This is a genomic window from Gymnodinialimonas mytili (assembly GCF_037544085.1).
GTDB classification, from domain to species: domain Bacteria; phylum Pseudomonadota; class Alphaproteobacteria; order Rhodobacterales; family Rhodobacteraceae; genus Gymnodinialimonas; species Gymnodinialimonas mytili.
Window position 1 is genome coordinate 876,540 of the sequence record NZ_JBBIFW010000001.1, and the last position, 25,980, is coordinate 902,519.

Sequence of the window (25,980 nt, forward strand, 5' to 3'; positions counted from 1 at the left end):
CTTAGCGTTTACGTAGCGTCAAAGTGGTCCATTCGCCCAGTTCGAACCGGTCGGCCACATCCATCCCAACCGCCCTGTAGGCAGCCACGACCTCATCAGCCTGCGGGTTGAGAATACCTGACAGGATGGCGTAGCCAGCGGCGGCGATATGGGCGGCCATACTGGGCGCCAGCTCGATCAAAGGACCCTTCAAAATATTCGCAAAAACAAGATCATAGGGCGCTCGCGCCGCAAGATCCGGATGATCGAACCCGGCCGCTTCTACACAATGGACCAACTCCGCCACTTTGTTTGCGGCGGCGTTTGCGCGCGCCACGTCAACGGCGACTTGATCGATATCCGAGGCGATCACCGAACGCTGCAAAACCTTCGCAGCCGCAATCGCCAGAACGGCCGTGCCACAGCCGATATCGGCGACAGATTGTGGCAACTTTCCGGCATTCAACAGTCTGTCCACGGCCAATAGACAACCCTTCGTGGTGCCGTGATGCCCCGTTCCAAAGGCCATGGCCGCCTCGATCAACAGACCAACCGCCCCCTGTGGCAGGCTATCGGCATCATGGGCACCGTAGAGATAGAAACGCCCAGCCTCGACCGGGTGCAGTTCCCGCCGCACATGGGCGACCCAATCGGTTTCCGGTAATTTGGAGACGGCAAAAGGCTTCGCATCATGGGCGGCTGCCAACAAAGCCAAGGCAATATCGTCCGGAGTTTCGGTGAAGTAGCCGCCAACCTCCCACAAGCCGGATCCATCCTCAAGCTCGAAGACACCGACGCCAGTGGGCGCAGGGTCCAACGCGTCCAGCGCTTCACCCAAGGCTTCGGCCCGGGCCTTTTCAGCCAATGTGGTCAAGGCGGTCCAAGTGGGCATGATGCTATCTCCGTCGCGGGTTTAGCCCTTGCCCTAGCGGCTTTGAAACGCCAGTGCCAGCCCAGCTATTCCGCGGGTTGCGCGCCATCGCGCACCATGATCGTTTCGCGGCCCGGAACCGGATGGCGCGGCACCAACATGGACAGGCCAAGCGATACCAGTGCCATGGCCGCCGCCGCAGCGAACACCGCAGTGGGCGACGTCAGCCAAAGATATCCAAGGCCGACTGGCAGAAACACCGCGGCTATGTGGTTGATGGTGAACGCCACAGCCGCGGTTGGCGCGATATCAGCCGGATCTGCGATCTTCTGGAAATAGGTTTTGATCGCCAGGGCCAGGGCAAAAAAGATGTGATTAGCGATGTAGAGACCCGCAGCGAATTCGGCACCCCAATCGAAAATGTAGAGGCCCGCATACAAAACAAAGATCACGGCTAGCCCGGCATATTCCACGACCAGGGCTGCGCGTTCCCCAAAGAATGCCACGGCTCGCCCCAGAAAAGGGGCCACCACCATATTTGTCAGCAGCGTCACCATGTAGAGCGCGGTGATGTGGTGTACTTCGAACCCGTAGCGTTCGACCATCATGAACCCCGCGAAGACAACAAAGATCTGCCGACGCGCGCCCGACATGAATTGAAGCGCGTAGTACAGCCAGTATCGGCTGCGCAGCACCATCGTCTTCTTCTGCGGGTTCGGGCTTTCGAATTGCGGGTAGACCAAGAAACACCCCAGCGCGATCACTGCAGTCACCCCGCCAGAGACCCAATAGACCAGATCGTAGCTGAGGTCGTAGTTGCGCCAGGTGATGACGATCAACAAATAAGCCAGAAGTGTTGCGCCCGATCCAACGCTCAACAACCAACCCAAGGTCTGTGGTGCACGCTCTTTCTTGATCCATTGCAATTGCAGAGATTGGTTCACGGTCTCGTAGTAGTGAAACCCAATCGAACTCAGCAATGTGATAAACAGCAATCCACCCAAAGACGGAAATTGCGCCGTCAAGGCACTGGCGACGCCCAGAAGCGCCAGCGATATCAAGGCAAGCACCTGCTCACGGATGACTAAGATCAGCACGATCACCCCGATCGCCAAAAACCCTGGGATCTCACGCACCGTATGCAGCCATCCGATATCCGAGCCATCGAAACGCGCCATTTCGATGACGAAGTTGTTCAGCAAGGCTGACCACGTGGCGAACGCCACCGGCATCGCAAAGGCCATCACCGCCAGCAACGCCACCGGGCCGCGCCAGAAGGGATAGCTGCGCGCCTCATCGAGCGTCACGGTTTTTAGGGTATCACCAAGTGCCATCCCACTCGCTTACGCCTTTCCCAAACGGAAAGCGAGATCTGGGATAGTATCGAACAGGCGGCCCGGGTCGGCGATTGCGATGTGATGCCGACAATCTCAAGCTCCATTGGGGAACGGCGACAGGCCGAGGGGCAAAGCCCCTGCGCGTGAACGAAGTGAACGCGCCACCGCGGTCGTGGCACAGGCCGAAGGCCGCGACACGCCGCTGCATCGCCATTCACAGCAACGTCGCGATGTTCTGAGCGATCTCACGTATCCCATCCATACCCTGTGCACCGATCACCAATACCTCCAGACCATCGGCAGAAAAGCTCGCGGTGGATAGCCCCTGCCGGTCAGCTTCGCGCAGTCGCTGGGGTGTTGCGCCCAACATCACACAGACCGCAACCGGATGGCCTTGGGGATCCAAATACGCGAACTGGATCAGTGTTTGATTCTCCCAGCCCAGTATCTGAGCGCGACGAAATTCCAGCCCTGCCACATCGGACAAAGCAGTTAAATCGCGCCCAAGCGCGTCTGAGACAACAGCCACTCCACCATCGCCCAAGCGCGGCATAGCGAGCGTCTCAGCTCGATAAAGAAGGTGATAGCCCGCCGCGAAATCTCGCCAGTCCGCGTTTGGACTGGCACCGCGCGGCAATGCCAGGCTAATTACGAACATCACCGCCATGATCGCGCAGGCCGCGACCACGAACTGCATAGGCCGGGTGGCGCGATTGGCAGGCAATCCAGGCGGCGGCGGCGCCGACGCGATAATACCGGCCATCGTATCCCGAAGACCGTCAAGATCGACATCCAACGCCGCCAAACGTGCGGCCATTGCTGGATCATCCGCCACCTCTTCGCGCAAGGCGCGCGCCTCAGTCTCGGGCAATGCCCCATCCAGCAACGCCACCAGGCGTGCATCATGGTCGTCGGCATCGGTCGTGGTCATTCCCGATCTCCCAATTGATCCTTTAGTTTCGCGCGCGCCGCGGCCAGGCGGCTCATGATCGTTCCAACTGGCACATCGAGCATCTCAGCCGCTTCGGCGTACGAAAAGCCTTCGACATAGACCATCATCACCGCACTGCGCTGCGCGTCCGATAGAGCCAATATTGCAGATAACACCTGGGTGCCGAAAAAAGTCTGTTCCGCATCCTGATCTGTCGCCAGACCCGCGTCTTCTACCGCGATTACACCGGTGCCGCGGCGGACTTTACCCGCACGCAACCGATTCAGCCACATCCTATGCAACATGCGAAACATCCACCGATCCACATGGGTGCCCGGCGCGAATTGATCGGACTTGGCCAGGGCCTGAACAACGGCTTCATGGGCCAAGTCTTCGGCCTCGGCACGATGACGCGTCAGCGACAGCGCGTAGCGCCAAAGCCGCGGATAGAGCTCCAGCAAAGCCCGGCGGATCTGAGCCTCGGCATTAGACGAAGTGGCGCGTCGAATAATTAGGGGACCTTGCGTGTTACCTTTTATGACGGCCCAAAAATTATACGGACCGTCCTACAGACATAAGGGAGGATACCATGTCATTGAAACTCTTAATCGCCGCCACTCTAATCGCCTGCCCCAGCGCCGTTTTGGCCCAAGACACCCCTGCCCCGGAAGGCGCCGAAGTCTATTTCGTCAACCTTGAAGATGGCGCGACAGTCACGTCACCCGTCACAATCGTCTTTGGGTTATCAGGCATGGGTGTGGCACCTGCCGGGACTGAGCAGGAGGGCACCGGGCATCACCACCTGTTTTTGAACCGTGCGCCGTTGGGCGAAGGCGAAGAGGGCGCGGAAGAGCTGCTTTATGGCATCCCGGCAGACGACAACCACATTCATTTTGGCGGCGGTCAAACCGAAGTGACATTGGACCTCGCACCCGGCGAATACACGATGCAATTGGTGATGGGCGATCTAAACCACGTGCCCCATGTTCCGCCCATCGCGTCTGAGTACATTACCGTAAATGTCGAGTGAGCGCGACAGTGGACGATTGAAAAACGGACGGCAGACCGGGTCCTCCTGAGTACCACCCAGCGATCTCGCCCAACATGATCCGACGACGTCGGCGCGATGGTAGCGCGATTGACAAGCAAAAAAGAAAGGCCGCCCGGCTGCGAGCGGCCTTTTCCAATCCGTGACGACGAAGACGCTTAGTTCTTCGCGTAGAATTCCACCACGAGGTTCGGCTCCATCATCACCGGGAACGGCACGTCGCCGAGGCCGGGCGTGCGCACGAAAGTCGCAGTCATCTTGGAATGATCGGCTTCCACGTAATCAGGCACATCGCGCTCGGGCAGTTGCGCTGCTTCCAGAACGATGGCCAATTGCTTGGAGCGCTCACGCACCTCGATCACATCGCCTTCCTTCACGCGGTAGGAGGGGATGTTGACCTTCTTGCCGTTCACGGTGACGTGGCCGTGATTGACGAACTGACGGGCCGCGAAAACGGTCGGCACAAACTTGGCGCGGTAGACGACAGCGTCCAGGCGACGCTCCAGCAGGCCGATGAGAAGTTCACCGGTGTCACCGCGCAGACGCTCGGCTTCGGCATAGATGCGGCGGAACTGCTTTTCGGTCAGATCGCCGTAGTAGCCTTTCAGCTTCTGCTTGGCGCGCAGCTGAAGACCGAAGTCGCTGAGCTTACCTTTGCGGCGCTGACCGTGCTGACCCGGGCCATATTCACGGCGATTGACGGGGGATTTCGGGCGACCCCAGATGTTTTCACCCATCCGGCGATCAATTTTGTACTTGGCAGACGTGCGTTTGGTCACGGCTGATCTCCTTCGTTCAGGTTTCGAAGGGCGTTGTCCTTCCTCCGGATTTGGCCGGAGTGACAGGCATCCCCTTGCGGGGGCCACCAACACCAAATGAAAACCCCAGACTTCACAGCCCGGAATCATTTTCGGCGGATATCGCGTGCCGCGCGGGCTGTCAATGCACCAAACAGGCCCGCTACGCCGCACGTCCCCTAGCGTAGGCGTGTTTGGTGGGTGCGCCATGCAAAAAGATCGACGCCTCCGCGCGGGTCAGCATACGGCGCGCGGCATTGCCGTATGCGTACGGGTCATGGGTCAGACCGGGGCACAGATCCAAAAGCGTGCCGCGCTGCAGCCCTGAAAGGGTTTGCAGATCTATATGGCCGGGGTGAAAGCTTTCGACCTCCAGGCCATTGGCCCAGATCACCGCATGGCGATCCAGCATCAGGTGAATGTAGGAGGTCGCGCGCATCGAATGGTCGGTGGTGATCCATGGATCGCCAACCAGATCGGCGGCACGGACCAGAACCTCGTCGCTTCCCCACATGTCCTGTGCCGCTTGCCCTGCGATCAGCACCCGGTGATCCGGGCTCAACCATAAGTCGCCATCGGGGCGATCTACGCCCAACGCACCAGCCCGCAAGCGGATCGGACGTTCATGGGGCAAAGCGAACAGACGTGCACCCGACATTCGGCAATTGCCAGACCAGGTCACCTCTTGCGGGCCATCATCGCGGGTCAACACGCGATCCCCGGGGCCCAAATCCTCAACCGCGACAGAGCCATGCTCGGTCCGGATGCGCGTGCCGGGCGTGAAGCAGATGACCGATGCCGCCTCGGAGGGTGTCGGCGTCAAAGCCCGCTCACTGCGATGCACAATCGTCATTTCGCGCCCCATCGGCGGCACATCATCGGCAAACAGCAACACCGGCGGCGCCCCATCAGCGATGGTAATCGGCACAATCGTGAAAAAAGAAACGTCATCCGACACGACAAACGCACCGCGAAAAATCGGGTCGGCGCCGTCGGCGGCAAAATCGGCGGGGCCCGGCGCGGGATGCTGCAAAACCTTACGCACCACACGCGCCGCTCGGGTCCGCAGCTCATCTTGATCCCGGCTGGCCGTCAGAAGGAGGGCGGCGGGATCACCGTCCAATGACAGGGCGGTTCCATGCCAGCTCCAGCTCATTCCTTCGGCCAGTTCTCGTTTTTGGTCTGCCGGGATCCCCTCGATGCGGGTCTGCGCCCATGCGATCATGCGCGCAGCCCGTAAGCCTGTACCCATCTTGCCCCGCCTCGTCAGTTTCGACGTGTAGGCCGGTGGTTGATCCCCGACCTTTGAAGCAACCTAGCAAATGCGAATCGGTCTGGGAAGAGGGTGATTCGCACTTCGCGAATCGATTCGCAGCTAAGTGTCGTTCTCGCCAGATAACCCGTTGGCACGGGCCACGTAGTCAACCAGATGCGGTACGTAATCCTCGGGCCCAGTGCCACCGGCATTCATCGCCATCACGTAGGAATTCTTGATCGCCGCGCCGAGCGGGTTGGCCATACCAGCACCGTCTGCCATTTGCGCCAAATAGCGCGCGTCCTTTTCGGCGTTGGTCAGAGTGAATTTGTGGGCATTCACATCACCTTCCAACGCGTAGCGCATGAAGGTCTGATAGAACCCACAATCCATACGTGACCCGCGAATGACAGAGTCGAACTGATCCACGCTGATCCCGACTTTTCGGCCCAGGGCCAGCGCCTCGGCATACATCGCGCCATAACCTAGCGACAGGAAGTTATTGAGCAGCTTCATCTTATGGCCAGTGCCGGTTGGTCCGAGATGGACAACATTCACCGCCCAGCATTCCAGGATCGGTTTGAGGCGCGCGAAATCCGCATCCGAAGCGCCAACCATTGTGCTGAGCTCTCCTGCCGCGGCCTGAACCGGCGTTCCACCCAAAGGCGCATCGACCAATGACGCGTTTTGCGCGGCCAAGACACTGGCGAGCTTTTCGGTCGAGCCCGGATCCGAGGTTGAACAATCCACGATGATTGCACCGGCTCGCAGATGCGGCAGCATCTCCATGATGATCGCTTCGACCTGGGATGAACCTGGCGCGCAGATATGGATTATGTCTGATGACGCGGCCAGATCCGCCAGGCTTTCGGCCTCCCGCGCGCCTTGGGCGACCAGGTCCTCAACCGGTTGTCGGTTTCGATGGGCAATGGTGATCAGCGGATACCCGCCCTTAAGGATGTTCGTGGCCATGCCATGCCCCATCAACCCGACCCCAATGAATCCAACGCTGTCTTTGGCCATGTCAGCCCCCCGATCTTTGCGATACACCGCTTGTGCTAGCGAGCTAGCGGAAAACGCCCCAGGTTTCAAAGGAGCCATCCCAATGTCCGACTTTGCCGTCTATCCCAGCCTGAAGGCGAGGCGTGTTTTGGTAACTGGCGGCGCGTCTGGCATCGGTGCCGAAACCGTGCGCGCTTTTGCTGCGCAAGGCGCGGATATCGCATTTCTGGACCGCGACCCAGATGCATCGGAAACGGTGGCGGCAGAAACGGGCGCTCGATTTCAGCTGTGCGATTTGCGGGACATCCCGGCGATGCAGGCCGCGATCAAGGCGCTAGGTCCATTCGATGTGCTTATCAATAACGCCGCACGGGATGACCGGCACGATTGGCAGGATGTGACACCCGAATATTGGGACGAGCGGATGAATACCAATCTGCGGCACATGTTCTTCGTCATCCAATCCGTCGCGCCTGGTATGATCGAAGCGGGCGGCGGGTCTATCGTGAATGTCGGGTCGAACTCCTGGTGGGAGGCCAAGGGCGGATTTCCGGCCTATGCCACCGCCAAATCTGCGGTTCACGGTCTCACGCGGACCATGGCGCGGGACCTGGGCCGCCATCGCATCCGGGTGAACACGATCGTGCCGGGTTGGATCATGACTGAGCGACAGAAAGATCTTTGGGCGACGCCCGAGGGGCTCGAAGCGCAAAAGCAGGACCAATGCCTGCCGGACCTGATCGAGCCGGTCTATGTGGCGCGCATGGCGCTATTCCTCGCCTCGGATGATGCGGCGATGTGCACAGCATCGAACTACATGGTCGAGGCGGGCTCGATCTAGGATCCGATCTTAGTTTCGGTGGTTACCCAGTCGGTCACGACGCAATCCTCCGGCGCGATGCAGGCGGCCATTTCCAATGCGCCCACCAGGGCCGATGGGCCGGTCGCCGTGATGATGGCCTGATGATCGCTGCAATCAATTGATACCGATAGCGACAATCGCTCGGCTTTATCCGCCACAAAGGTCGCGAAGGACCCGCAAAATGATCCATTGAACACCATGCGCGCGCGGACAATGTCCTCTCCACCGCGGCCGAAACCGCCTGATCGTGCTGTCTCACCCAAGTGGCTGGACCATCACGCGAATTCCGGGATGCCGGACATCGCCTGGAAACGCGGCAAGCGTCGAAACGCCCGCATCCAATTGCGCAGATAGGGATAGGGTTCATGTCCGATACCGCCATCTCCGGACAGCGCGACATAGGGAAAGCAGGCGATGTCGGCGATGGTCGGTCCGTCGCCTACGATCCAGGTTTTGCCCAGGATGGCCTGTTCCGCCAAGTGATCATCCAGGATCGCAAAAGCCGCATGGGCACGAGTACGCGCGGCCTCGATATCCAGATCATAGCCAAACGCATCATGAAGCCGGGCGGCAGAGGCGGCCATGATCTCGTGACCCGCAAAGCTCAGCCACATCATGACCTGCCCAAACTCCGCAGGTGCAGCCGGCAACCAAGCGGCTTCGCGATCGTAAGCTTTGGCCAGATAGCACAGGATCGCCTGCGCGTCCCGCAGGCGCAGATCTCCATCCTCCAAAACGGGCAATTGGCCCAGTGGATTAATCTCCAGAAACGGAGCTTTCTTATGTTCTTGACCCGGATAGAAATCCACGCCCACCAGCTCATGGGTCAGATCCAGGAAGTTCAGCAGCAACCGCACTTTGTAGCAGCTGCCCGATAGCGCGTAATTGTAGAGCCGGATCGTCATTCAGGCGGCCTCGGGCTGCCACAGACCAAACCGCATGCCGCTATCCTTCAACCAACGCCGAAACGCGACCGAGCTGAGATCAGCGCGGGTCGGCATCTCGGCGCGTGGGGTCAGGGGCAACAATTTGGGACGCTGGTTTTCCAAGATGATCCGGTCCTGCATGAAAATCGTCTGCTGAAAATGAATCATGCTGGTGGTTGAGGACGCATCATCAAGCAGCGCCATTGGCATATAGCCGATGCATTCCGTTTCCGTCTTGGGCTGGATGAACAGGCAGATCGCATCCAACCGGTCGGGATACCCCATGGCGGATTTGTACAGCATCACACTGAACGGCGACAGGACGCGGTAGGTATATTGGCTCATCTGACCCGCGCCCGCATCGATCGCCGAGGCCGACGCACCCGGCTGGAAGAATTGGCATTCGGTCGCCCAGATCTCATCCACGTCTTCGCGGTGCTCGGTCTTGTAGCTCAGCACCTCGGTCTCATCGACGGCGCCCAGAAGATCGGTATGCACAAAGCAGAAATGCGCCATATCCAGAAAATTTTCCACAATGCGAAACGGGCTGGTATTCACGCCAACTGAGCCGCAATTCACGATGCGGCGGTCGGGTTCATCGAATTCATCTATGATCGGCAAAGGACGGGGCGCATCGCCAAGCGTGGTAAATAGAACCGCAAACCGCTCGTCCAATGGCAGGTCCCGACCAAGCGAACCACCATCATTCAGGATGTTACAACTCAGCGCGCCATTCGTATTGCTAAGCCGAATGGCCTGGCCCAACAATTGGGTGTCATAGCTTTCGCCTGTTTTGACCTGGCCGGGATACGCAACTGGTAACCAATGGTTCAGGGCGATTTGGTCCTGCGTGATAGCCACCGATCTTCTCCTTCTGAAATCATTCGGCGCAAACCGACAAGACGCCGCGCCCAGCGCAAACGAGCCTCGGCAGATGGGTCAGTTGTGCTCAGATGCAGCACGCAACGGTCCGTCCCACGGCGTTGAACTGCGCATGCAAGCGTGCCATCTTCAAATAGGTGCACGCCGTCAATCTTGCGCCATGACACATCCTTAAGGGCGTCCAAAGCAGCCTCTGGTTCACATGACAGAAAGACGCTGCGCACGGGGTACCAGGTATCGGAGATAACGCCGATTTCGACATGCGGCCCCGCAAAGATCATCCCCATGGCTTCGCTAACCGGCAAGACCTCGGCACATAAGGTCGCGGGTGGCGCCATCTCGGGATGGGCGGGGATCTTGCGGCAACCGCCATCGGTCCCGAATTCCCAGCCGTGATAGAGGCAGGTCAGCCGATTGTCGCGCACAAACCCAAAACTCAGACGCATCCCTCGATGTGGACACCGGTCCTGCCATAAATGCGCTTTGCCTTCATTGTCGCGCCACAGCACAAGCTCGGCGCCGTCGACCTCCACCGGATGTGCATCCCCCGCGGCAATGTCCCCGGACAGGGCCACAGCCTGCCGTGTCACGTGATCTATCGTCTTATCCATCGCCCCGCCGTCTTATTCGGTACCGCCAGCAATACTGGCCCGCCACCTGCCGAATGTCGATCATTTGCCCCTGAGCTGTATGCTGCGCCAGTAGATGCTGTCCATTTAAGCACTCCACCCCGAGTACCGCCCGCGCGCGATCATGGGTGAAGATATTCGCGTTTGTCTTGATCTGCATCAAACCACGCCCATCCGCACGAGTGTAAACTGAACCTTACACATGGGGAGGCCGCTTTGCGCATCTTACTTGTCCATCCGAATTATCACTCCGGCGGCGCGGAAATCGCCGGAAACTGGCCGCCAGCTTGGGCCGCCTATCTGGCGGGTCCGCTAAAGAAGGCCGGTTTTACGGTATCGTTCATCGACGCGATGACCGAGGATTTGAGCGAGGAAGACCTGAGCGCACGGATCCGCGCGGCGGCGCCGGACCTCGTTGGCGTCACCTCCATCACCCCGTCCATCTACGCCGCCGAGCGCACGTTGGACTTGGCGCGCGATGTCGTGCCGGACGCCTTGCGCGTGCTGGGCGGCGTCCATGCGACCTTCATGTACAAACAGGTGCTTTCGGAATGTGATGCGGTCGACGTGATCGTGCGGGGCGAGGGTGAGGAAATCTTCGTCGCCTTGGCAAACGCCGTCCGCGATGGCGCATGGCCCGATGGCCGCGCTCAGATAAAGGGCCTGGCCTTCAAGGACGACGATCAGATCGTCGCCACACCCGCGGCCTCCACCGTTCGCGACCTGGACGGCATTGATCCCGATTGGTCCCTGATGGATTGGGACCGCTACATCTACATTCCGCTGAACCGCAAGGTTGCGATCCCGAACCTGGCGCGCGGGTGCCCCTTCACTTGTTCCTTCTGCAGCCAGTGGAAATTCTGGCGCGACTACCGCGTGCGCGACCCCAAAAAAGTGGTCGATGAGATCGAACGCCTGGTCGAAAATCATGGCGTTGGATTCTTCATCCTCGCCGATGAGGAGCCCACAATTAACCGCAAGAAGTTTATCGCCTTCTGCGAAGAGCTGATTGCCCGCGACATGCCACGCCGTATCCAATGGGGTATCAACACGCGGGTAACGGATATCCTGCGCGATGAAGACTTGCTGCCGCTCTATCGCAAGGCCGGGCTTGTCCATGTCAGCCTGGGCACCGAGGCCGCTGCACAACTGAAACTCGACCGGTTCAACAAGGAAACCAAGGTCGAGGACAATCGCCGCGCCATCGAGTTGTTGCGCAACGCCGATATCTTCACCGAAGCGCAATTCATTGTCGGCCTGGAAAACGAGACACCCGAGACGCTGGAAGAGACCTATCGCTATGCGCGCGAGTGGAATCCCGATCTGGCCAACTGGTCGATGTATACGCCTTGGCCCTTCACCCCGCTCTTCCAAGAGTTGGGCGACAAGGTCGAGGTCTTTGATTTCTCAAAATACAACTTCGTGACACCGATCATGCGGCCCGAGGCGATGGACCGCGCGACATTGCTGGATCGTGTGATGGCGAACTACCGGCGGTTCTACATCCGCAAGGCGCTGTTCCACTATCCCTGGCGCGGCACGGGGTACCGTCGCCGCTATCTGCTGGGATGTCTGAAAGCATTCCTGAAGGCGGGCGTGGGCCGCACCTTCTATGACCTTGGAAAGGTCGGGTATTGGGGTCCGCAAACGAAGAAATCGCTCGATTTCGACTTCGATGAAACCCGTCAGATCGCCCAAGCGCAGACCGATGATTGGGAGGCCGCAGCCGAACGCAGCCGCAAGGTAAAGGAACGTCAGGCCGCGATTCGGGCCCAAGGCAAAGCGCGGGCACGTGATCTGGCGATGGCAAACGGTGATCGACAGATGCAGGCCGCGACGACCCAAGGTCCCGCGGAGTAACCCGTTGCTCGACACCCACACCATCCCACGGATCGGCCCAAACGCACTGATCCAGACCGAACAGGCTCTATTGGAACGGTTGGGCAGTGCAACGACCGCCGTCATCTTTGCGGAGGCTGGACTGCAGCGTGGCAATCCGGGGGCTATGGTGCCACAAACCGAGGTCCGCGTGCTTTTCGACGCGCTGATGACCGAACGGCCCAGGGATTGGCCGGAGATTGCCGAGGATGCTGGAGCCAGAACGGCCGACTACATCTTGGCCAACCGCATTCCCGGTATGATCCAAGGGCTTCTGAAGGCCCTGCCCGCGGCCCTGGCCGGCCCGATCTTGGCGCGCGCCATCGCGCGACACGCCTGGACCTTCGCAGGATCCGGTACGTTTTCCGCAACGCGCCAACCCGAACTGACCCTGACGATCGCGCACAACCCCATCGCCATACCCGGCTGCCCCTGGCATTGCGCAGTCTTCACCCGACTGTTCCAAACCCTCGCGACACCCCGCTGCACCGTTCGACACACCGCCTGCTGTGCAAAAGGTGACCCAAATTGCATTTTCCAGATCAAGTACTGAGATCAAAATGACACCGATCACCGCCCGCTACGCCCAACGCCCCACCCCGCGCTACACCAGCTACCCAACCGCCCCACATTTCGAGGCCGACTTTCCCGAGGCGACCTATCGCGGTTGGCTGGGCGCGCTGGACCCCGACACACCGGTATCGCTCTATCTGCATGTGCCGTTTTGTCGCCAGATGTGCTGGTATTGCGGCTGCAACATGAAGTTGGTGAAGCGGGAAGGCCCGCTTGAGCAATATGTTGAGACGTTGTTGCAAGAAATCCGTCTGGTACGCGACGCGCTGCCTGCGCAGATGAAGGTTGCGCATCTGCATCTGGGCGGGGGCACGCCCACGGCATTGACGCCCGATCAGATGGGGCGTGTCATGGCGGCAATCCGTGAGAATTTCGATCTGCTGCCCGATGCCGAACTGGCCATCGAAAGCGATCCACGCACGCTAACCGATCAGATGGTCGCCGAACTGGCCAAGCTCGGGTTTAACCGCGCCAGCTTTGGTGTGCAGGAATTCGATCCAAAGGTGCAAGAAACGATCAACCGCGTTCAGCCGCCCGAGATGGTGGCCAACGCCGTCGAAACGTTTCGGCGCCACGGTATTGAGGCGATCAACTTCGATCTGATCTACGGGCTGCCGTACCAAGATGTCGAGAAACTGCTGACAACCATCCGGCATGTCGCGGATATGGCACCGGACCGAATTGCTTTGTTTGGCTATGCGCATGTGCCCTGGGTCGCCAAGAACCAGCGTATGATCCCGGAAGAGGCGCTGCCCGACGCTGCCGCGCGCGCCGACCAAGCCGCCCGTGCCGCTGAGGCCATCGTGGCCGCGGGCTACGAGGTGATCGGGATCGACCACTTCGCACGTCCCGGTGACAGTTTAGCAAAGGCCGCCAAGAACGGCGCGCTCCACCGGAATTTCCAAGGTTACACGAACGACGCGTCGGAAACGATGATCGGTCTCGGCGCGACCTCCATCGGTCGCACGCCGTGGGGATTTGTTCAGAACAACCCCGAAACGGGCGCCTGGACCCGCGCGATCCGGGTGGGCCAATTGCCGGTCCATAAGGGTCTGACCTTTTCCGGTGACGACAAGCTGCGCGGTGCGGTGATCGAACGCATCATGTGCGATGGACATGCTGATATAGACGCAATCGGCCAGCGCTTCGGTCAATCGCCTGCCTGGTGGCACGACACAAAATCGGACCTAGAGGGGATGGAGCGGGACGGTCTGCTGACACTTACACGGAATGGCGTGACCCTGACTGAGGAGGGTCGGATCCTCGCGCGTGTGGTAGCATCAGCCTTCGATGCCTATCTGGCCAGCAGCAAAGCCCGACATTCCGTTGCGCTTTGACCCGCTAAGCGCGATCTATCCGCATTTCGAGTGACCGCAGGATCCGCAGGTCAGGCAACCTTCGACCATGCGTAGATCATATTGCCCGCAGGAAGGACAGGCCGGGCCAGGCTTGTGCCCCAGATTCACCACGTCAGCTTGCGGGTCCGATTTCAGACCCATACCCTCGCCAGCTAGGAATCCGGTGGCGATCATATGGGTTTCGATCACCCCGCCAATCGCCGCTAGAATGGACGGAACGTATTTCCCCTGCATCCAGGCGCCACCACGGGGATCGAAGACGGCCTTCAACTCTTCCACCACAAAGGTCACATCGCCACCGCGTCGGAACACCGCCGAAATCATCCGGGTCAGCGCTACGGTCCAGGCAAAATGCTCCATATTCTTGGAGTTGATGAACACCTCGAACGGACGCCGATGGCCGTTCAGAACGATATCATTGATCGTGATATACAAGGCGTGCTCGCTGTCGGGCCATTTGACCTTGTAGGTATTGCCCTCTAACGCGCTTGGCCGGTCCAGCGGCTCGGACATATAGACAATCTCGCCGGAGGAACTGTCAGCAACCTCGGGTTTTGTCTCGGCTTCAGACACAGTCAGGACAGAACCGGTCACTGCGTTGGGCCGATAGGTCGTGCAGCCCTTGCAGCCTGTCGCATAGGCCTCGGCATAGACATCTTTGAACGCGTCAAAACTGATATCGGCAGGCACGTTGATGGTCTTGGAGATGGAGCTGTCGACCCAGGGCTGAGCGGCCGCTTGCATTCGCACATGATCCAGCGGTGCGAGGGTTTGCGCGTTGACGAAATAGTCTGGCAGCGGCGCGTCGCCCTTCAGGTCGCGCCACATCTGCACGGCATAATCGACAACTTCTTCCTCGGTTCGGGTGCCGTCAGGCTGCAGAACTTTTCTTGTATAGGAATTTGCAAAGATCGGCTCAATGCCTGAGCTCACATTGCCCGCATAGAGAGAGATCGTACCGGTCGGCGCAATCGACGTCAGCAGCGCGTTGCGCAACCCATGTTCTGCGATCAGGGCCTGCACATCCGGGTCAAGGCGCTGAATCATCGGGGCTTTCGCATAGGCCGCGGCATCGAAAAGCGTGAATGCACCTTTCTCGGCGGCCAGGCGAGCCGACGCGCGATAGGCCGCATTTGCAATCCGAGCCATCCAGACCTCGGTCTGCTTCACAGCATCGTCGGAACCGTAGCGCAGCCCGCACATGGCCAGCGCATCGGCAAGGCCCGTTACGCCCAACCCAACCCGCCGTTTCGCCGCGGCCTCCTGTGCCTGCGCCTCCAACGGGAAGCGCGAGGCATCCACGACATTGTCCATCATGCGGATCGCTGTGGCGACCAGATCATCCAAAGCGGTCTCGTTCAATACAGCGCCGTCGAAGGGATTCTGGACGAGCCGCGTCAAGTTGATCGATCCCAACAAGCAGGCGCCATAGGGCGGCAGAGGCTGTTCACCGCACGGGTTTGTTGCCGCAATGGTCTCGGCATAATTCAGATTATTTTCGGCATTGATGCGGTCGATGAAGATTACGCCCGGCTCGGCATAATCGTAAGTGGCGCGCATCATCTTATCCCACAAATCGCGTGCCTGTATCGTGCGATAAACCTTGCCGTCGAAGACCAGATCCCAAGGCGCGTTGTCTTGCACAGCCTGCATGAACGGATCGGTCGCGAGGACAGAGACATTGAACATGCGCAACCGAGCCGGGTCTTGTTTCGCCTCGATAAACGCTTCGACATCGGGATGATCGCAGCGCATCGTGGCCATCATCGCGCCCCGGCGGGACCCGGCGGACATGATCGTGCGACACATTGAATCCCACACATCCATGAAACTCAACGGACCGGATGCATCAGCAGCGACACCGGAGACCGCAGCCCCCTGCGGACGAATGGTCGAGAAATCGTAGCCAATACCGCCGCCCTGCTGCATGGTCAGCGCGGCTTCTTTTAGCATGTCGAAGATCCCGCCCATGCTGTCGGGCACCGTACCCATGACAAAGCAGTTAAACAGCGTCACCGACCGTCCGGTGCCTGCGCCCGCCACGATACGGCCCGCTGGCAGGTATTTAAAATCGCTCAACGCGGCGTAGAATTTGTCCGCCCAAGCGGTCTGGTCGTCTTCAACTATCGCGAGCGCGTCGGCGATCCGGCGCCAAGTATCCTCGGCGCTTTGATCAATCGGGGTGCCATCCGCCTCTTTCAGGCGATACTTCATGTCCCAAATCTGCTCGGCAATCGGGGTGGTGAAGGCAGACATATGGCAGCTCCGTCAAATCAAGACGAGAAAAGCCCTGTTGGAATCACTCCATCAAGGCCGGTGGCAAGAATATACCTGACAATCGCAATCATACACAACACCTTGCCGCCCGCGGCATATGCGATACCATATTGTGTGGAAACCTGAGATTCTGTGGGGCGTTCTGTGGATAAGTTGAGCCTGATCAAACTCTGTGTCGGCGCCGAACAAGTCGAAGACCTGTTGAATTGGCAGGCCAGCGCACACGCCAAGGGGCCGGACGGTTTACCGCGGCATGTCACACGGATGTGGCCGAAACGCGCGGATCAGATCCTGGGCGGGGGCTGTCTGTATTGGGTGTTCAAGGGCTTGGTTCTGTGCCGACAGCCGATCCTGCGCTTTGATCCCGTGGATCGCGGCAACGGCATCAACCGCTGTGGAATTGTCCTGGATCCGACGGTGACGCGGGTCGTGCCCACGCCCAAACGTCCGTTTCAAGGCTGGCGCTATCTGCCCGCCGCCGATGCGCCTCGCGATCTGCCCGAAGGTCGCAACACCGATGAGGTCCTGCCTCCACAGCTCGAATCCGCCCTGGCCGAAATCGGCGTGCTCTAATCCAGCTGCAACTTTGCAAGCAGCGCTTTCAGGGCCGCCGCTTCATCCGCGCCCCAATCCGCTCCACGCGCCCGAAACAGCGTCGCTTGGGAACGGTGAATCAAGCCATCCTCCAATACGCGCAAGTGATTGGCGCGCAACGTATCACCGGTTGAGGTGATGTCGGCGATCGCCTCCGCGGTGCCATGGGCCACCGTGCCTTCGGTCGCACCCTGGCTATCGATCAGCCGATAATCGGCCACGCCCGCATCTCGCAGGAAATCACGGACCAGACGATGATATTTTGTGGCGATGCGCAGGCGATGCCCATGGGCCTGCCGGAAATCAGCGGCCACAGCATCCAGATCATCCAAGCCGCGCACATCAACCCACCAGGCGGGGACGGCGATCACCAAATCCGCATGGCCAAAGCCCATATCGGCCAAGCTTTCGACCGCCTGATCCCAAGCCGGGATCTTCTCGTAGACCAGATCGCTGCCGGTGACGCCCATGTGGATCGCACCGCTGGCCAAAGCACCGGGGATTTCCCCTGCCGACATCAGGCGCAGGTCGACAGGCAGATCCGCGACCTCGGCTGCATAGTCGCGATCCGTACCGGTGCGCCGCAACGTCACGCCGTGCGAAGCGAACCACGCAAAGGTCTTTTCCATCAGGCGCCCTTTGGACGGTACGGCCAGCGTGATCATTGCGCTGCCTCCCGCGCCTTGGCGACTTGCTCTGGCCGGATCACACCGCCGACCGCCGGGATCTCTCTCCCCTGGCCCAGTTGACGTGTCAGCGCGTCGTAACGCCCGCCCGTCGCCAAAGGCTGCAGCCCCGGCGTTTGCGACAGGAACCCGAAGACAAATCCGTCGTAATATTCCATTTGCGTCCGGCCATAGGAGGCCTCGAACGGCAGATCCGAAATATCCACACCGGCGGCAATCAACGCGGCGTTGCGGGCCGCCAGCCGTTCGACCGCCGGACGCATGGCAGGCAGATCGACCGCAAAATCCATCAACGCATTGCACGCATCCGGCAGGGGCGCTTTCAGTGACAGCAACTCCAAAAACACCTCCGCGTGATCGGGGGCGATTGGATCAGCCGCAGCCTCGGCCCGCATACGCTCCAGGCGAACACTCATCTCATCGGTTGTGCGCAAGCCAATGGACGGGCCGGCCTGAGCAATCAAGGCGGCGAGACCCTCCTCCTCCACTGAGGTCAGGAAGGCCGCGCGGCCAACCGGAACAGACGCCGCACCGGTAAAACGGTCCAACAAGGCGCGGAACCGGCGAGGGCGCCACACATGGCGGCGCAAGGCAGCCTTGCGCGCATCCGTCGTATCGAGCGCTTGGATCGCCGCCAGCAAGATGCCGATATCGCCCGTCACCGCGCGCGTCGACAGATCAGAGAGCGCCTTGGCGATCAACGCAAAAACCTCTGCATCGGCGGCCAGCGGATTAGCGCGATCAAAGACCTCATAGCCCAATTGCAGATATTCTGTCGGGCGTCCCGACCCCGCGGCCTGCATCCGGAAGACATCACCGAGATAGGTATAGCGCGCAGGCTCTGCGCCGCTCGCCATATGCATTTCCACTACCGGCACGGTGAAGTCCGGGCGCAGCATCATCTCCCCCCGGTCGGGATCTTGCGTCGTGAAGGCGCGTGAGCGGATGTCTTCGCCGTAAAGATCCAACAACGTGTCTGCGCTCGCCAAAACCGGCGCCTCCACAGGCATGGCGCCCGCGTCCAAAAAGACGGCCTGAAGCGCTGCGGCTTCGGCCCGGATCGCGGCCGCATCTGTCACGCGTGGCGGTCGATCATGGCGCGCACCTGAGCCACCAGGTCTTCCAACGGCACTTCGGTCTGCGCGGGCTGGGACTTCCATTCTTCCAGCGTCGCGTCTTGGGCCAATTTCGCGCCCAGGATCAAATCCTTCAACTGCACGACTCCCCGTTCAGCCTCGTCCGACCCCTGGATAATGGCCACGGGAGAGCGCCGCTTATCCGCGTATTTCAATTGGTTGCCGAAATTCTTCGGATTGCCCAGGTAGACCTCGGCCCGGATACCAGCGTTGCGGAGTGTGCTCGCCATCGCCTGATACTCGGCCATTCGTGCGCGGTCCATAACCGTGACGATGACCGGCCCCGCATCCTCACCCTTCAGTTTGCCCGTGGCCCGCAGCGCCGCAAGCAATCGGTCGACACCGATCGAGACCCCCGTTGCAGGCACTTCCTGCCCCGTGAAACGCTTGACCAGATCATCATAGCGCCCGCCCCCCGCGACCGAGCCGAATTGGACTGTCTGGCCCTTGTCGTTTTGCACGTCAAAAGTGAGTTCCGCTTCGTAGACCGGCCCGGTGTAATAGCCGAGGCCACGCACCACGGAGGGGTCGATGATGATGCGGTCAGGGCCGTAGCCCGCAGCGTCGAGGAGGACTACTATTTCTTCTAGTTCAGATACGCCTCTCTGGCCGATTTTCGACCTACCTACTGCGTTACGCAAGTTCGAAAGAGTTTTCGCTGAATCATCAGAACGTGAGGTTAGGAAAGAAACTACCGGTTCGACTTGATCTTCGAACAGTCCGATACCTTCGATAAATGCACCAGACGAGTCGAGCAGTCCTGTTGTCAGAAGCTTCCGAACGCCGTCTACGCCGACTTTATCAAACTTGTCCAATGTACGAAGAACTCCTTGGGCTTTTTCCAAGTTGCTTAACGTCACATCACGCATCGCCTGTTTCACAGCAGAGTCGACCGTGCGCCCAGGATCAGCACCTTGATCCACTAAACCCAGTTGATCCAGTACCCCGTTCAGCACTTTGCGATTGTTCACCCGGATCACGTAGTCGCCGCGCGCGATGCCGACCGCCTCCAGGCAATCGGACAGCATGGCGCAGATCTCGGCATCTGCGGCGACCGAAGGCGCACCGACCGTATCGGCGTCGCATTGGTAGAACTGCCGGAACCGGCCCGGCCCGGGCTTTTCGTTCCGCCAGACCGGCCCCATCGTATAGCGCCGGTATGGGGATGGCAGATCGTTGCGGAATTGCGCGGCAACGCGGGCCAACGGCGCCGTCATATCATAGCGCAGGGCCAGCCAAGTACCGTCTTCGTCGAACGCAAAGACACCCTCATTCGGCCGATCCACGTCCGGCAGGAACTTTCCCAAAGCCTCAACCGTCTCGACACCGCTGGTTTCCAGCGGATCGAAGCCATAGCGATGATAGACCTCGGCGATCTTGCGCAGCATCTCACTGCGCTCGGTCACTTCCGCACCGAAATAATCACGGAATCCCTTGGGCGTCTCGGCCTTGGGGCGGGGCTGTTTTTTCTGCTTTGCCATGGGCGGGCGCGCCTTTAGTCCAGGTCGCGCATCCTCTAAACCGGGATAGCCAAAGGGGCAAGGCGGAGGGCCGCGAATGACCGATGAGACACGTTTGGAAGAGCAAGTGGCGCATTTAACCCGGACGGTCGATGACCTGTCAGAGGTTGTCGCCCGGCAAGATACAGAGATAGCGCGGCTTACCCGCCGGGTTACAATGCTGATGCAGCGCGAAGCGGAACGCGAGGTGGATGGCAGTGGCGGCATCCCTCTGGCCGATCAAAAGCCACCCCATTGGTAGAATGCGTCGAACCACCGCTCCAACAGCGCACGCGAGACTTCGCCGCCTCAAAACAACGCCATTCGCGCGCAATTGACACCGGCGGCGCCACTTGGCCTAAGGTTGCGCCATGACCATCTTGCGCATTGCCCCCGCCCTCGCCTTGCCCGTCGCCCTTCTAATGGGTGCACCGGCTTCTGCCACAACCAGCTGTTCGGCTGGCCAATACGCCGCCGACGCTCTTGTCGTTCCGCTTGAAGATTTTGGCACCATCACCGAAGCCGTCCAGTTGGCTTGGGATGGCGTAGACAGCATAACTCCGGTCTGTGATTTGCTGACAGATACCGATTTTCACAACACCTGGTCGCTTTTCTCAGGCGAAGTTGACGAAGACCACCCGGGGATCTGCATCGTCCTAATGAACGAAGCGGGCGAGGAATGGGTCTCGTGCCAAACCCCGACTGCCGTCAACGCAGCTTTTGCGGCAGAACCGGGCGATGACGCAGCTATCTTGGTGTTTGAAACCTGGGAAGAGTCTGAATCAAACCAATAGCGGTTAGCTGAGATTCCAACAAAAAAACCCCGGCGCATAACGCCGGGGTCTTGATCGTTCTGAAAGATCCTAAAGTATAATTAGGACTTCGCCGCCATACGCCGACGAACAATAGCCAGGCCACCTAGCCCGCCCAGCAGCAGCAAGCCGCCAGCCGGTAGAGGCACCGGTGCCAGTACAATAGAATCCACACCACCAGAACCATCGAAGGCGAATGTGAACGACTCACCCACGTTGATCAGCGAGCTGGGCGCGAATGACACAGCTTCGGTGCGGTTGTTGTCCAAACCACTTACAGTTGCCAATAGAGGTCCACTCGTTCCGATGCCGGAATACAGCGCCAGACGAGTAACATCGATCGCCGAGAAGCCGGCAAGTGAGAAGGCCGGACCCGACTTTAGTGTGAACGTAATATAACCGCTCGCTGCGTCGTCATCGTCGAGGGGCAATGGATTGCCCTGATTGTCAGCGTCCTGCCGGATCAACAGCCGACCATCGACGCCGTTTTCATTTTCCGTCTGAGGGATCAAATCCCCATCATCGTTACCCACACAGGATGCTTCACTGTCACACGCATCCATATCAAACAAGTTTGCGCCGCTCGCGTTTGAACGCGTCGCCACATGGAAAATCGAGAACTCAAAATCACCAAAGGCGTACCCGAGAAGCGTATTGGTCGACGCATCGTCGTTCAGCCATGTCGCAGTACCACCATCGGTGTCAAAATTCATCACCACCGGTGTGGCCGCCGCTGCCAAAGGCAAGGTCGCAATCACCGCTGCAGCCATCAACGTCTTAAACATTACTTCGTCCCCAAGTTTGCGGTCTGCGCGGCCCATCGGCCAATTTATGCCGCAATTTCGTCAAAAACTATTATTGCTTTACTGGCTCCCCTCGCAGCCGGTCAACAGACTCTTGCGGGGAGAAACGCGTTGTTTACGACATTGCATCAACAAACCTGTCTAAAAGGTCAGGTTTTGGCACAACGTCTTGTTCAATTGATGCAGAGCTCGCACATGCATTTATCCTGCGCTCAAAAAAGCGGCGGATTTTACCTAAATATAGGCAGAATCAGGTTGGCACTTTCCGAGGTGCAGAATCTGGCGCGCATGTCTAAATCTTGGCGGAACGATGGCTAAACCTCCTCCACCATCACCACACCTTCCAAGCTGCGGAGCGCGCCCTTTATCTGAGGCGACACGGGGAAGCTTTCACCCAGCACAACATCCACTTCACCCGGCAGGTCCGGCGCCATGAGACACAAATGGATCGGACCCGTCGCAGCCTTGGCGGCATCGACAGCGGTGCGCTCCAACAGGCTTTCGACGGAGATCACGCCGACCTCGCTTTCGACAAAGACCCGCAATCCGTTGGATTCGTCGGCGATGGCACCATCGACAGGCTGGATCCCACGGGCAAGCAATTTGAGCTGGTCGGCTTCCAGCGTCGCCTCGGCCTGGACGATCACGTTGTTGCCGGTCTCCAGATGGGCGCGGCTGGCCTCTAGAGTGTCAGAGAAAACCGTCACCTCGTAGAGCCCCGTCGGATCCGATAGCGACACAAAAGCGAAGCGATTGCCGCGTTGGCTTTTGCGTTCCTGTTTGACGCTAACTGCGCCCGCCATCTTGGCCACAAACGGCCCGCCCTGAACGCGCGCGTCAACCTCGGCCAGAGTCATCACGCCACGCCGTTTCAATGCGGGCAGGTAGTCATCCAGCGGGTGACCTGAAAAATAGAAGCCAACTGCCTGATGCTCGGCCGCCAGTCTTTCGTTCGGCAACCAATCAGGCGGCATCGTCAAGCGCGGTTCAGGCAGATCATCGCCTGCATCCCCGAAAAGCGAGACCTGATCAGAGGCCGCCTGATCATGCACAGCCGCAGAGTAAGCGGTCAGCCCATCCAGACTGTCCATCACCCGGCGCCGGTTGCGATCCAATTCATCAAAGGCACCCGCGCGGGCCAACATCTCAAGCGAGCGCTTGCCAACGCGCTTCAGATCCACACGTCGCGCAAGGTCGAACAGAGTTGAATAGGGCTTTTCGCCTTGATCCGTCCTGCGCCCTTCGACCACCATTTTCATGGCTTCAACACCGACATTCTTCAGGGCACCAAGCGCGTAGAGGATCTTACCATCTTTCACCGTGAAGGTCGCCGCGGATCGGTTCACGCAGGGTGCGAGCGTCTCGATCCCCATCCGGTCGACCTCTTGCTTATAGACGGCCAGCTTGTCGGTCAGGTGGATGTCGCAATTCATCACGGCGGCCATGAATTCCACCGGGTGGTTCGCCTTTAGCCAGGCGGTTTGATAGCTGACCACCGCGTAGGCAGCCGCGTGGGATTTGTTGAAGCCGTAATTGGCGAATTTATCGAGAAGGTTCCAAACCTCGATCGCCTTGGCCTCATCCACGCCATTCTCAGCCGCGCCTTTCAGGAATTTGGGGCGTTCGGCATCCATCGCCTCTTGGATCTTTTTACCCATGGCGCGGCGCAACAAGTCGGCGCCCCCAAGACTGTAGCCCGCCATCTCCTGGGCGATCTGCATCACCTGTTCCTGATAGACGATGATGCCCTGGGTCTCGTCCAGGATGTGGTCGATGGTCGGGTGCAGGTTCTCGCGTGCGCTGAGCCCGTTCTTCACCTCGCAGAATTTCGGGATGTTCTCCATCGGGCCGGGCCGGTAAAGCGCCACAAGGGCGATGATATCCTCGATACAGTCAGGTTTCATGCGCCTCAGCGCATCCATCATGCCCGTCGATTCCACCTGGAACACCGCCACCGTCTTGGCGGAGGCATAGAGCTCATAGCTGGCCGTATCATTCAGCGGGATGGCGTTGATCTGGTTTTCCGTCCCCGCCTCCGGCTCGTAAAGGCGTGTGCCGCCGGGAGCCTCATGGAGCTGACGGCCCGAGGCATGGATCAGGTCAATGGCGTTTTGCACCACGGTAAGCGTCTTCAAGCCCAAGAAGTCAAACTTCACCAGGCCCGCCGGTTCGACCCACTTCATGTTGAACTGCGTCGCGGGCATGTCGGACCGCGGATCGCGGTAGAGCGGCACCAGTTCATCCAGCGGTCGGTCACCGATCACGACACCGGCGGCGTGGGTCGAGGCATTCCGAAGCAAGCCCTCGATCTTCTCGGCATAGTCCATCAAGCGGCGCGTCGGGTTCACCTTGCCGTCGCGTCTGTCTTGCTCGGTCTCGCGCATTTCATCCAGGAACCGCGGCTCGTCCTTGATGGCCTGCCCAATCGAGACGGGCTTCACCCCCTCCACCGGGATCATCTTCGACAGTCGATCCACCTGACCAAACGGCATCTGCAACACGCGGCCCACGTCGCGGACAGCAGCTTTGGACAGAAGTGCACCGAAGGTGATGATCTGCCCCACCTTGTCGCGTCCGTACTTCTCCTGCACGTAGCGGATCACTTCTTCGCGGCGATCCATGCAGAAATCGATATCGAAATCCGGCATGGACACACGTTCCGGGTTCAGGAATCGCTCAAACAGCAGAGAATAGCGCAGCGGGTCAAGGTCGGTGATCGTCAACGCGTAGGCCACCAGACTACCCGCACCCGAGCCGCGGCCCGGCCCCACCGGAATGTCATGGTCCTTGGCCCATTGGATGAAGTCGGCCACGATCAAGAAGTAACCGGGAAAACCCATTCCTTCGATAATCCCCAGCTCGAAATCAAGCCTCTTCTGATACTCTTCCACCGTCGCGGCGTGGGGGATCACCGCCAAACGTGCCTGGAGCCCCTCATTGGCCATGCGGCGCAGCTCGGCCACCTCGTCATCGGCGAATTTCGGCAAGATCGGATCGTGCGTTTCCGCCCGGAACGCACAACGCCGTGCAATTTCGACCGTGTTCTCCAACGCCTCGGGCAAGTCGGCAAACAGGGCTGCCATTTCCTCAGGCGACTTGAACGAATGCTGCGGCGTCAGGCGGCGGCGCGGCTCGGATTGGTCGACATAGGCGCCCTGGGCGATGCAGATCATCGCGTCATGGGCCTCGTACACTTCGGGCTTTGGAAAATAGACGTCGTTTGTGGCCACCAGTGGCAGATCTAGCGCGTAAGCGAGTTCCACATGGCCGCGCTCGGTGAGACGCTCAGTCTCGGGCAAGCCGCCGTCACCCGGATGGCGCTGCAGTTCCACATAAAGGCGGTCCGGATAGATCGCCGCCAACGTCTTTAGCAACGCCTCGGCCTTGGGTCGCTGCGCGGCCTGCAGATGTTGCCCGACCGGCCCTTCAGGCCCGCCGCTCAGGCAAATCAAACCCTCAGAATGCGCCTCCAACTCGCCCAGCGTCACATGGGGCAACGTACCATCCCCACGCAGATACAGCGCAGAGTTCAATTTCATCAGGTTTTCATAACCAAAACGGTTCTGCGCCAACAGGACCAAGGCCGCGGGCGCGCGCGGCTTTTCACCTGGGGCCGCAACCTCGTAGGTCACATCGATCTGGCAGCCGATGATCGGCTGCACGCCCGCCTTCTTCGCCATCTCCGAGAATTCGAGCGCGCAGAACATGTTGTTCGTATCTGTCACCGCCACTGCGGGCATGCCCGCATCAGCCACTTGGCCGGGCAGTTTCTTAACCTTCATCGCCCCTTCCAGAAGCGAATATTCGGTGTGCAGGCGGAGGTGAATGAATCGTGGCTGTCCCAT

At 59.6% G+C, this 25,980-nt stretch carries 25 protein-coding genes; 8 read left to right on the forward strand and 17 right to left on the reverse strand.

Going from position 1 to position 25,980, the window contains the following annotated elements:
- Position 1: 1 nt before the first annotated feature.
- The 4 genes from V8J82_RS04345 to V8J82_RS04360 all read right to left on the reverse strand — a co-directional run bounded on the left by V8J82_RS04345 (position 2) and on the right by V8J82_RS04360 (position 3,579).
- A complete protein-coding gene (locus V8J82_RS04345) occupies positions 2-871 on the reverse strand; it encodes a 50S ribosomal protein L11 methyltransferase (RefSeq protein WP_339972520.1) in 870 nt (289 codons plus the stop codon).
- Between the two features lie 65 nt (positions 872-936).
- A complete protein-coding gene (locus V8J82_RS04350; protein WP_339972522.1) occupies positions 937-2,184 on the reverse strand; it encodes an MFS transporter in 1,248 nt (415 codons plus the stop codon).
- A 217-nt stretch (positions 2,185-2,401) separates the two neighbouring features.
- Positions 2,402-3,118, reverse strand: coding sequence for an anti-sigma factor family protein (locus V8J82_RS04355; RefSeq protein WP_339972524.1), 717 nt, complete (start codon positions 3,116-3,118; stop codon positions 2,402-2,404).
- Positions 3,115-3,579 carry an RNA polymerase sigma factor gene (locus V8J82_RS04360; protein WP_339972526.1) on the reverse strand — a complete coding sequence of 155 codons (465 nt, stop codon included), beginning with the start codon at positions 3,577-3,579 and terminating at the stop codon, positions 3,115-3,117. Before V8J82_RS04360 ends, V8J82_RS04355 begins: the two co-directional genes overlap by 4 nt.
- 128 nt (positions 3,580-3,707) lie before the next feature.
- On the opposite strand from V8J82_RS04360, the gene V8J82_RS04365 reads away from it, so the two are divergent.
- Complete coding sequence (locus V8J82_RS04365; RefSeq protein WP_439650030.1) at positions 3,708-4,148, forward strand: DUF4399 domain-containing protein; 441 nt, start codon at positions 3,708-3,710, stop codon at positions 4,146-4,148.
- A gap of 176 nt (positions 4,149-4,324) precedes the next feature.
- On the opposite strand, the gene rpsD is transcribed toward V8J82_RS04365, so the two are convergent.
- The 3 genes from rpsD to V8J82_RS04380 all read right to left on the reverse strand — a co-directional run bounded on the left by rpsD (position 4,325) and on the right by V8J82_RS04380 (position 7,319).
- A complete protein-coding gene (rpsD, locus tag V8J82_RS04370) occupies positions 4,325-4,945 on the reverse strand; it encodes a 30S ribosomal protein S4 (protein ID WP_339972528.1) in 621 nt (206 codons plus the stop codon).
- Between the two features lie 181 nt (positions 4,946-5,126).
- Entirely contained in the window at positions 5,127-6,215 is a 1,089-nt protein-coding gene (locus tag V8J82_RS04375; RefSeq protein WP_339972530.1) for a Hint domain-containing protein, read from the reverse strand.
- Between the two features lie 123 nt (positions 6,216-6,338).
- Complete coding sequence (locus tag V8J82_RS04380) at positions 6,339-7,319, reverse strand: NAD(P)-dependent oxidoreductase (RefSeq protein WP_339972532.1); 981 nt, start codon at positions 7,317-7,319, stop codon at positions 6,339-6,341.
- 4 nt (positions 7,320-7,323) lie between these two features.
- Here V8J82_RS04380 and V8J82_RS04385 point away from each other — a divergent pair, with 4 nt between their 5' ends.
- A complete protein-coding gene (locus tag V8J82_RS04385) occupies positions 7,324-8,061 on the forward strand; it encodes an SDR family NAD(P)-dependent oxidoreductase (protein WP_339972534.1) in 738 nt (245 codons plus the stop codon).
- Here V8J82_RS04385 and V8J82_RS04390 read toward each other — a convergent pair.
- The 4 genes from V8J82_RS04390 to V8J82_RS04405 are packed head-to-tail and all read right to left on the reverse strand — an operon-like array spanning position 8,058 to position 10,501.
- A complete protein-coding gene (locus tag V8J82_RS04390) occupies positions 8,058-8,345 on the reverse strand; it encodes a hypothetical protein (RefSeq protein WP_339972536.1) in 288 nt (95 codons plus the stop codon). The genes V8J82_RS04385 and V8J82_RS04390 overlap by 4 nt on opposite strands.
- 12 nt (positions 8,346-8,357) lie before the next feature.
- Positions 8,358-8,987 (reverse strand): glutathione S-transferase family protein, encoded by a 630-nt coding sequence (locus V8J82_RS04395; protein ID WP_339972538.1) that lies wholly within the window; start codon positions 8,985-8,987, stop codon positions 8,358-8,360.
- Positions 8,988-9,869, reverse strand: coding sequence for an aromatic ring-hydroxylating dioxygenase subunit alpha (locus V8J82_RS04400; protein WP_339972540.1), 882 nt, complete (start codon positions 9,867-9,869; stop codon positions 8,988-8,990).
- A complete protein-coding gene (locus tag V8J82_RS04405) occupies positions 9,839-10,501 on the reverse strand; it encodes a Rieske 2Fe-2S domain-containing protein (protein WP_339972542.1) in 663 nt (220 codons plus the stop codon). The genes V8J82_RS04400 and V8J82_RS04405 overlap by 31 nt, the downstream gene beginning before the upstream one ends.
- 234 nt (positions 10,502-10,735) lie before the next feature.
- Between V8J82_RS04405 and bchE the strand changes: the two genes are divergently transcribed.
- Genes bchE through hemN form a run of 3 tightly spaced genes read left to right on the forward strand, consistent with a single transcriptional unit; the run spans position 10,736 to position 14,307 of the window.
- Positions 10,736-12,379, forward strand: coding sequence for a magnesium-protoporphyrin IX monomethyl ester anaerobic oxidative cyclase (bchE, locus tag V8J82_RS04410; protein ID WP_339972544.1), 1,644 nt, complete (start codon positions 10,736-10,738; stop codon positions 12,377-12,379).
- A 4-nt stretch (positions 12,380-12,383) separates the two neighbouring features.
- Positions 12,384-12,950 (forward strand): bacteriochlorophyll 4-vinyl reductase, encoded by a 567-nt coding sequence (bchJ, locus tag V8J82_RS04415; RefSeq protein ID WP_339972546.1) that lies wholly within the window; start codon positions 12,384-12,386, stop codon positions 12,948-12,950.
- Between the two features lie 7 nt (positions 12,951-12,957).
- Complete coding sequence (gene hemN / locus V8J82_RS04420; protein WP_339972548.1) at positions 12,958-14,307, forward strand: oxygen-independent coproporphyrinogen III oxidase; 1,350 nt, start codon at positions 12,958-12,960, stop codon at positions 14,305-14,307.
- A 15-nt stretch (positions 14,308-14,322) separates the two neighbouring features.
- Here hemN and V8J82_RS04425 read toward each other — a convergent pair whose 3' ends face one another.
- Positions 14,323-16,584, reverse strand: coding sequence for an adenosylcobalamin-dependent ribonucleoside-diphosphate reductase (locus tag V8J82_RS04425; RefSeq protein ID WP_339972550.1), 2,262 nt, complete (start codon positions 16,582-16,584; stop codon positions 14,323-14,325).
- 165 nt (positions 16,585-16,749) lie between these two features.
- Between V8J82_RS04425 and V8J82_RS04430 the strand changes: the two genes are divergently transcribed.
- Positions 16,750-17,178: a DUF1489 family protein gene (locus V8J82_RS04430; RefSeq protein ID WP_339972552.1), complete on the forward strand. Its 429-nt coding sequence runs from the start codon at positions 16,750-16,752 to the stop codon at positions 17,176-17,178.
- Here the strand turns inward: V8J82_RS04430 and hisG are convergent.
- From hisG to hisS, 3 genes are read right to left on the reverse strand one after another with little or no spacing between them, the layout of a single operon-like run.
- Positions 17,175-17,864, reverse strand: coding sequence for an ATP phosphoribosyltransferase (gene hisG / locus V8J82_RS04435; protein ID WP_339972554.1), 690 nt, complete (start codon positions 17,862-17,864; stop codon positions 17,175-17,177). The two genes, V8J82_RS04430 and hisG, sit on opposite strands and share 4 nt — an antisense overlap.
- Entirely contained in the window at positions 17,861-18,964 is a 1,104-nt protein-coding gene (locus tag V8J82_RS04440) for an ATP phosphoribosyltransferase regulatory subunit (RefSeq protein WP_339972556.1), read from the reverse strand. The genes hisG and V8J82_RS04440 overlap by 4 nt, the downstream gene beginning before the upstream one ends.
- Positions 18,961-20,502 carry a histidine--tRNA ligase gene (gene hisS, locus V8J82_RS04445; RefSeq protein ID WP_339972558.1) on the reverse strand — a complete coding sequence of 514 codons (1,542 nt, stop codon included), beginning with the start codon at positions 20,500-20,502 and terminating at the stop codon, positions 18,961-18,963. The genes V8J82_RS04440 and hisS overlap by 4 nt, the downstream gene beginning before the upstream one ends.
- Positions 20,503-20,578: 76 nt before the next feature.
- On the opposite strand from hisS, the gene V8J82_RS04450 reads away from it, so the two are divergent.
- Positions 20,579-20,782, forward strand: a complete 204-nt coding sequence (locus V8J82_RS04450) for a SlyX family protein (RefSeq protein ID WP_339972560.1) — start codon at positions 20,579-20,581, stop codon at positions 20,780-20,782.
- 109 nt (positions 20,783-20,891) lie between these two features.
- Positions 20,892-21,314 carry a hypothetical protein gene (locus V8J82_RS04455; RefSeq protein WP_339972562.1) on the forward strand — a complete coding sequence of 141 codons (423 nt, stop codon included), beginning with the start codon at positions 20,892-20,894 and terminating at the stop codon, positions 21,312-21,314.
- An 80-nt stretch (positions 21,315-21,394) separates the two neighbouring features.
- Here V8J82_RS04455 and V8J82_RS04460 read toward each other — a convergent pair whose 3' ends face one another.
- Both V8J82_RS04460 and dnaE read right to left on the reverse strand, forming a co-directional pair.
- Positions 21,395-22,117: a VPLPA-CTERM sorting domain-containing protein gene (locus V8J82_RS04460; RefSeq protein ID WP_339972564.1), complete on the reverse strand. Its 723-nt coding sequence runs from the start codon at positions 22,115-22,117 to the stop codon at positions 21,395-21,397.
- 332 nt (positions 22,118-22,449) lie between these two features.
- A complete protein-coding gene (gene dnaE, locus V8J82_RS04465; protein ID WP_339972567.1) occupies positions 22,450-25,980 on the reverse strand; it encodes a DNA polymerase III subunit alpha in 3,531 nt (1,176 codons plus the stop codon).

Coding starts and splice junctions, on each gene's coding strand:
- V8J82_RS04455 (WP_339972562.1), top strand. CDS start 20,892: ATGACCATCTTGCGCATTGCCCCCGCCCTCGCCTTGCCCGTCGCCCTT.
- V8J82_RS04350 (WP_339972522.1), bottom strand. CDS start 2,184: ATGGCACTTGGTGATACCCTAAAAACCGTGACGCTCGATGAGGCGCGC.
- V8J82_RS04355 (WP_339972524.1), bottom strand. CDS start 3,118: ATGACCACGACCGATGCCGACGACCATGATGCACGCCTGGTGGCGTTG.
- V8J82_RS04345 (WP_339972520.1), bottom strand. CDS start 871: ATGCCCACTTGGACCGCCTTGACCACATTGGCTGAAAAGGCCCGGGCC.
- V8J82_RS04365 (WP_439650030.1), top strand. CDS start 3,708: ATGTCATTGAAACTCTTAATCGCCGCCACTCTAATCGCCTGCCCCAGC.
- hisS (WP_339972558.1), bottom strand. CDS start 20,502: ATGGCAAAGCAGAAAAAACAGCCCCGCCCCAAGGCCGAGACGCCCAAG.
- V8J82_RS04425 (WP_339972550.1), bottom strand. CDS start 16,584: ATGTCTGCCTTCACCACCCCGATTGCCGAGCAGATTTGGGACATGAAG.
- V8J82_RS04450 (WP_339972560.1), top strand. CDS start 20,579: ATGACCGATGAGACACGTTTGGAAGAGCAAGTGGCGCATTTAACCCGG.
- hisG (WP_339972554.1), bottom strand. CDS start 17,864: ATGATCACGCTGGCCGTACCGTCCAAAGGGCGCCTGATGGAAAAGACC.
- V8J82_RS04405 (WP_339972542.1), bottom strand. CDS start 10,501: ATGGATAAGACGATAGATCACGTGACACGGCAGGCTGTGGCCCTGTCC.
- dnaE (WP_339972567.1), bottom strand. CDS start 25,980: ATGGGACAGCCACGATTCATTCACCTCCGCCTGCACACCGAATATTCG.
- V8J82_RS04380 (WP_339972532.1), bottom strand. CDS start 7,319: ATGGCTCCTTTGAAACCTGGGGCGTTTTCCGCTAGCTCGCTAGCACAA.
- hemN (WP_339972548.1), top strand. CDS start 12,958: ATGACACCGATCACCGCCCGCTACGCCCAACGCCCCACCCCGCGCTAC.
- V8J82_RS04385 (WP_339972534.1), top strand. CDS start 7,324: ATGTCCGACTTTGCCGTCTATCCCAGCCTGAAGGCGAGGCGTGTTTTG.
- V8J82_RS04395 (WP_339972538.1), bottom strand. CDS start 8,987: ATGACGATCCGGCTCTACAATTACGCGCTATCGGGCAGCTGCTACAAA.
- V8J82_RS04460 (WP_339972564.1), bottom strand. CDS start 22,117: ATGTTTAAGACGTTGATGGCTGCAGCGGTGATTGCGACCTTGCCTTTG.
- V8J82_RS04375 (WP_339972530.1), bottom strand. CDS start 6,215: ATGGGTACAGGCTTACGGGCTGCGCGCATGATCGCATGGGCGCAGACC.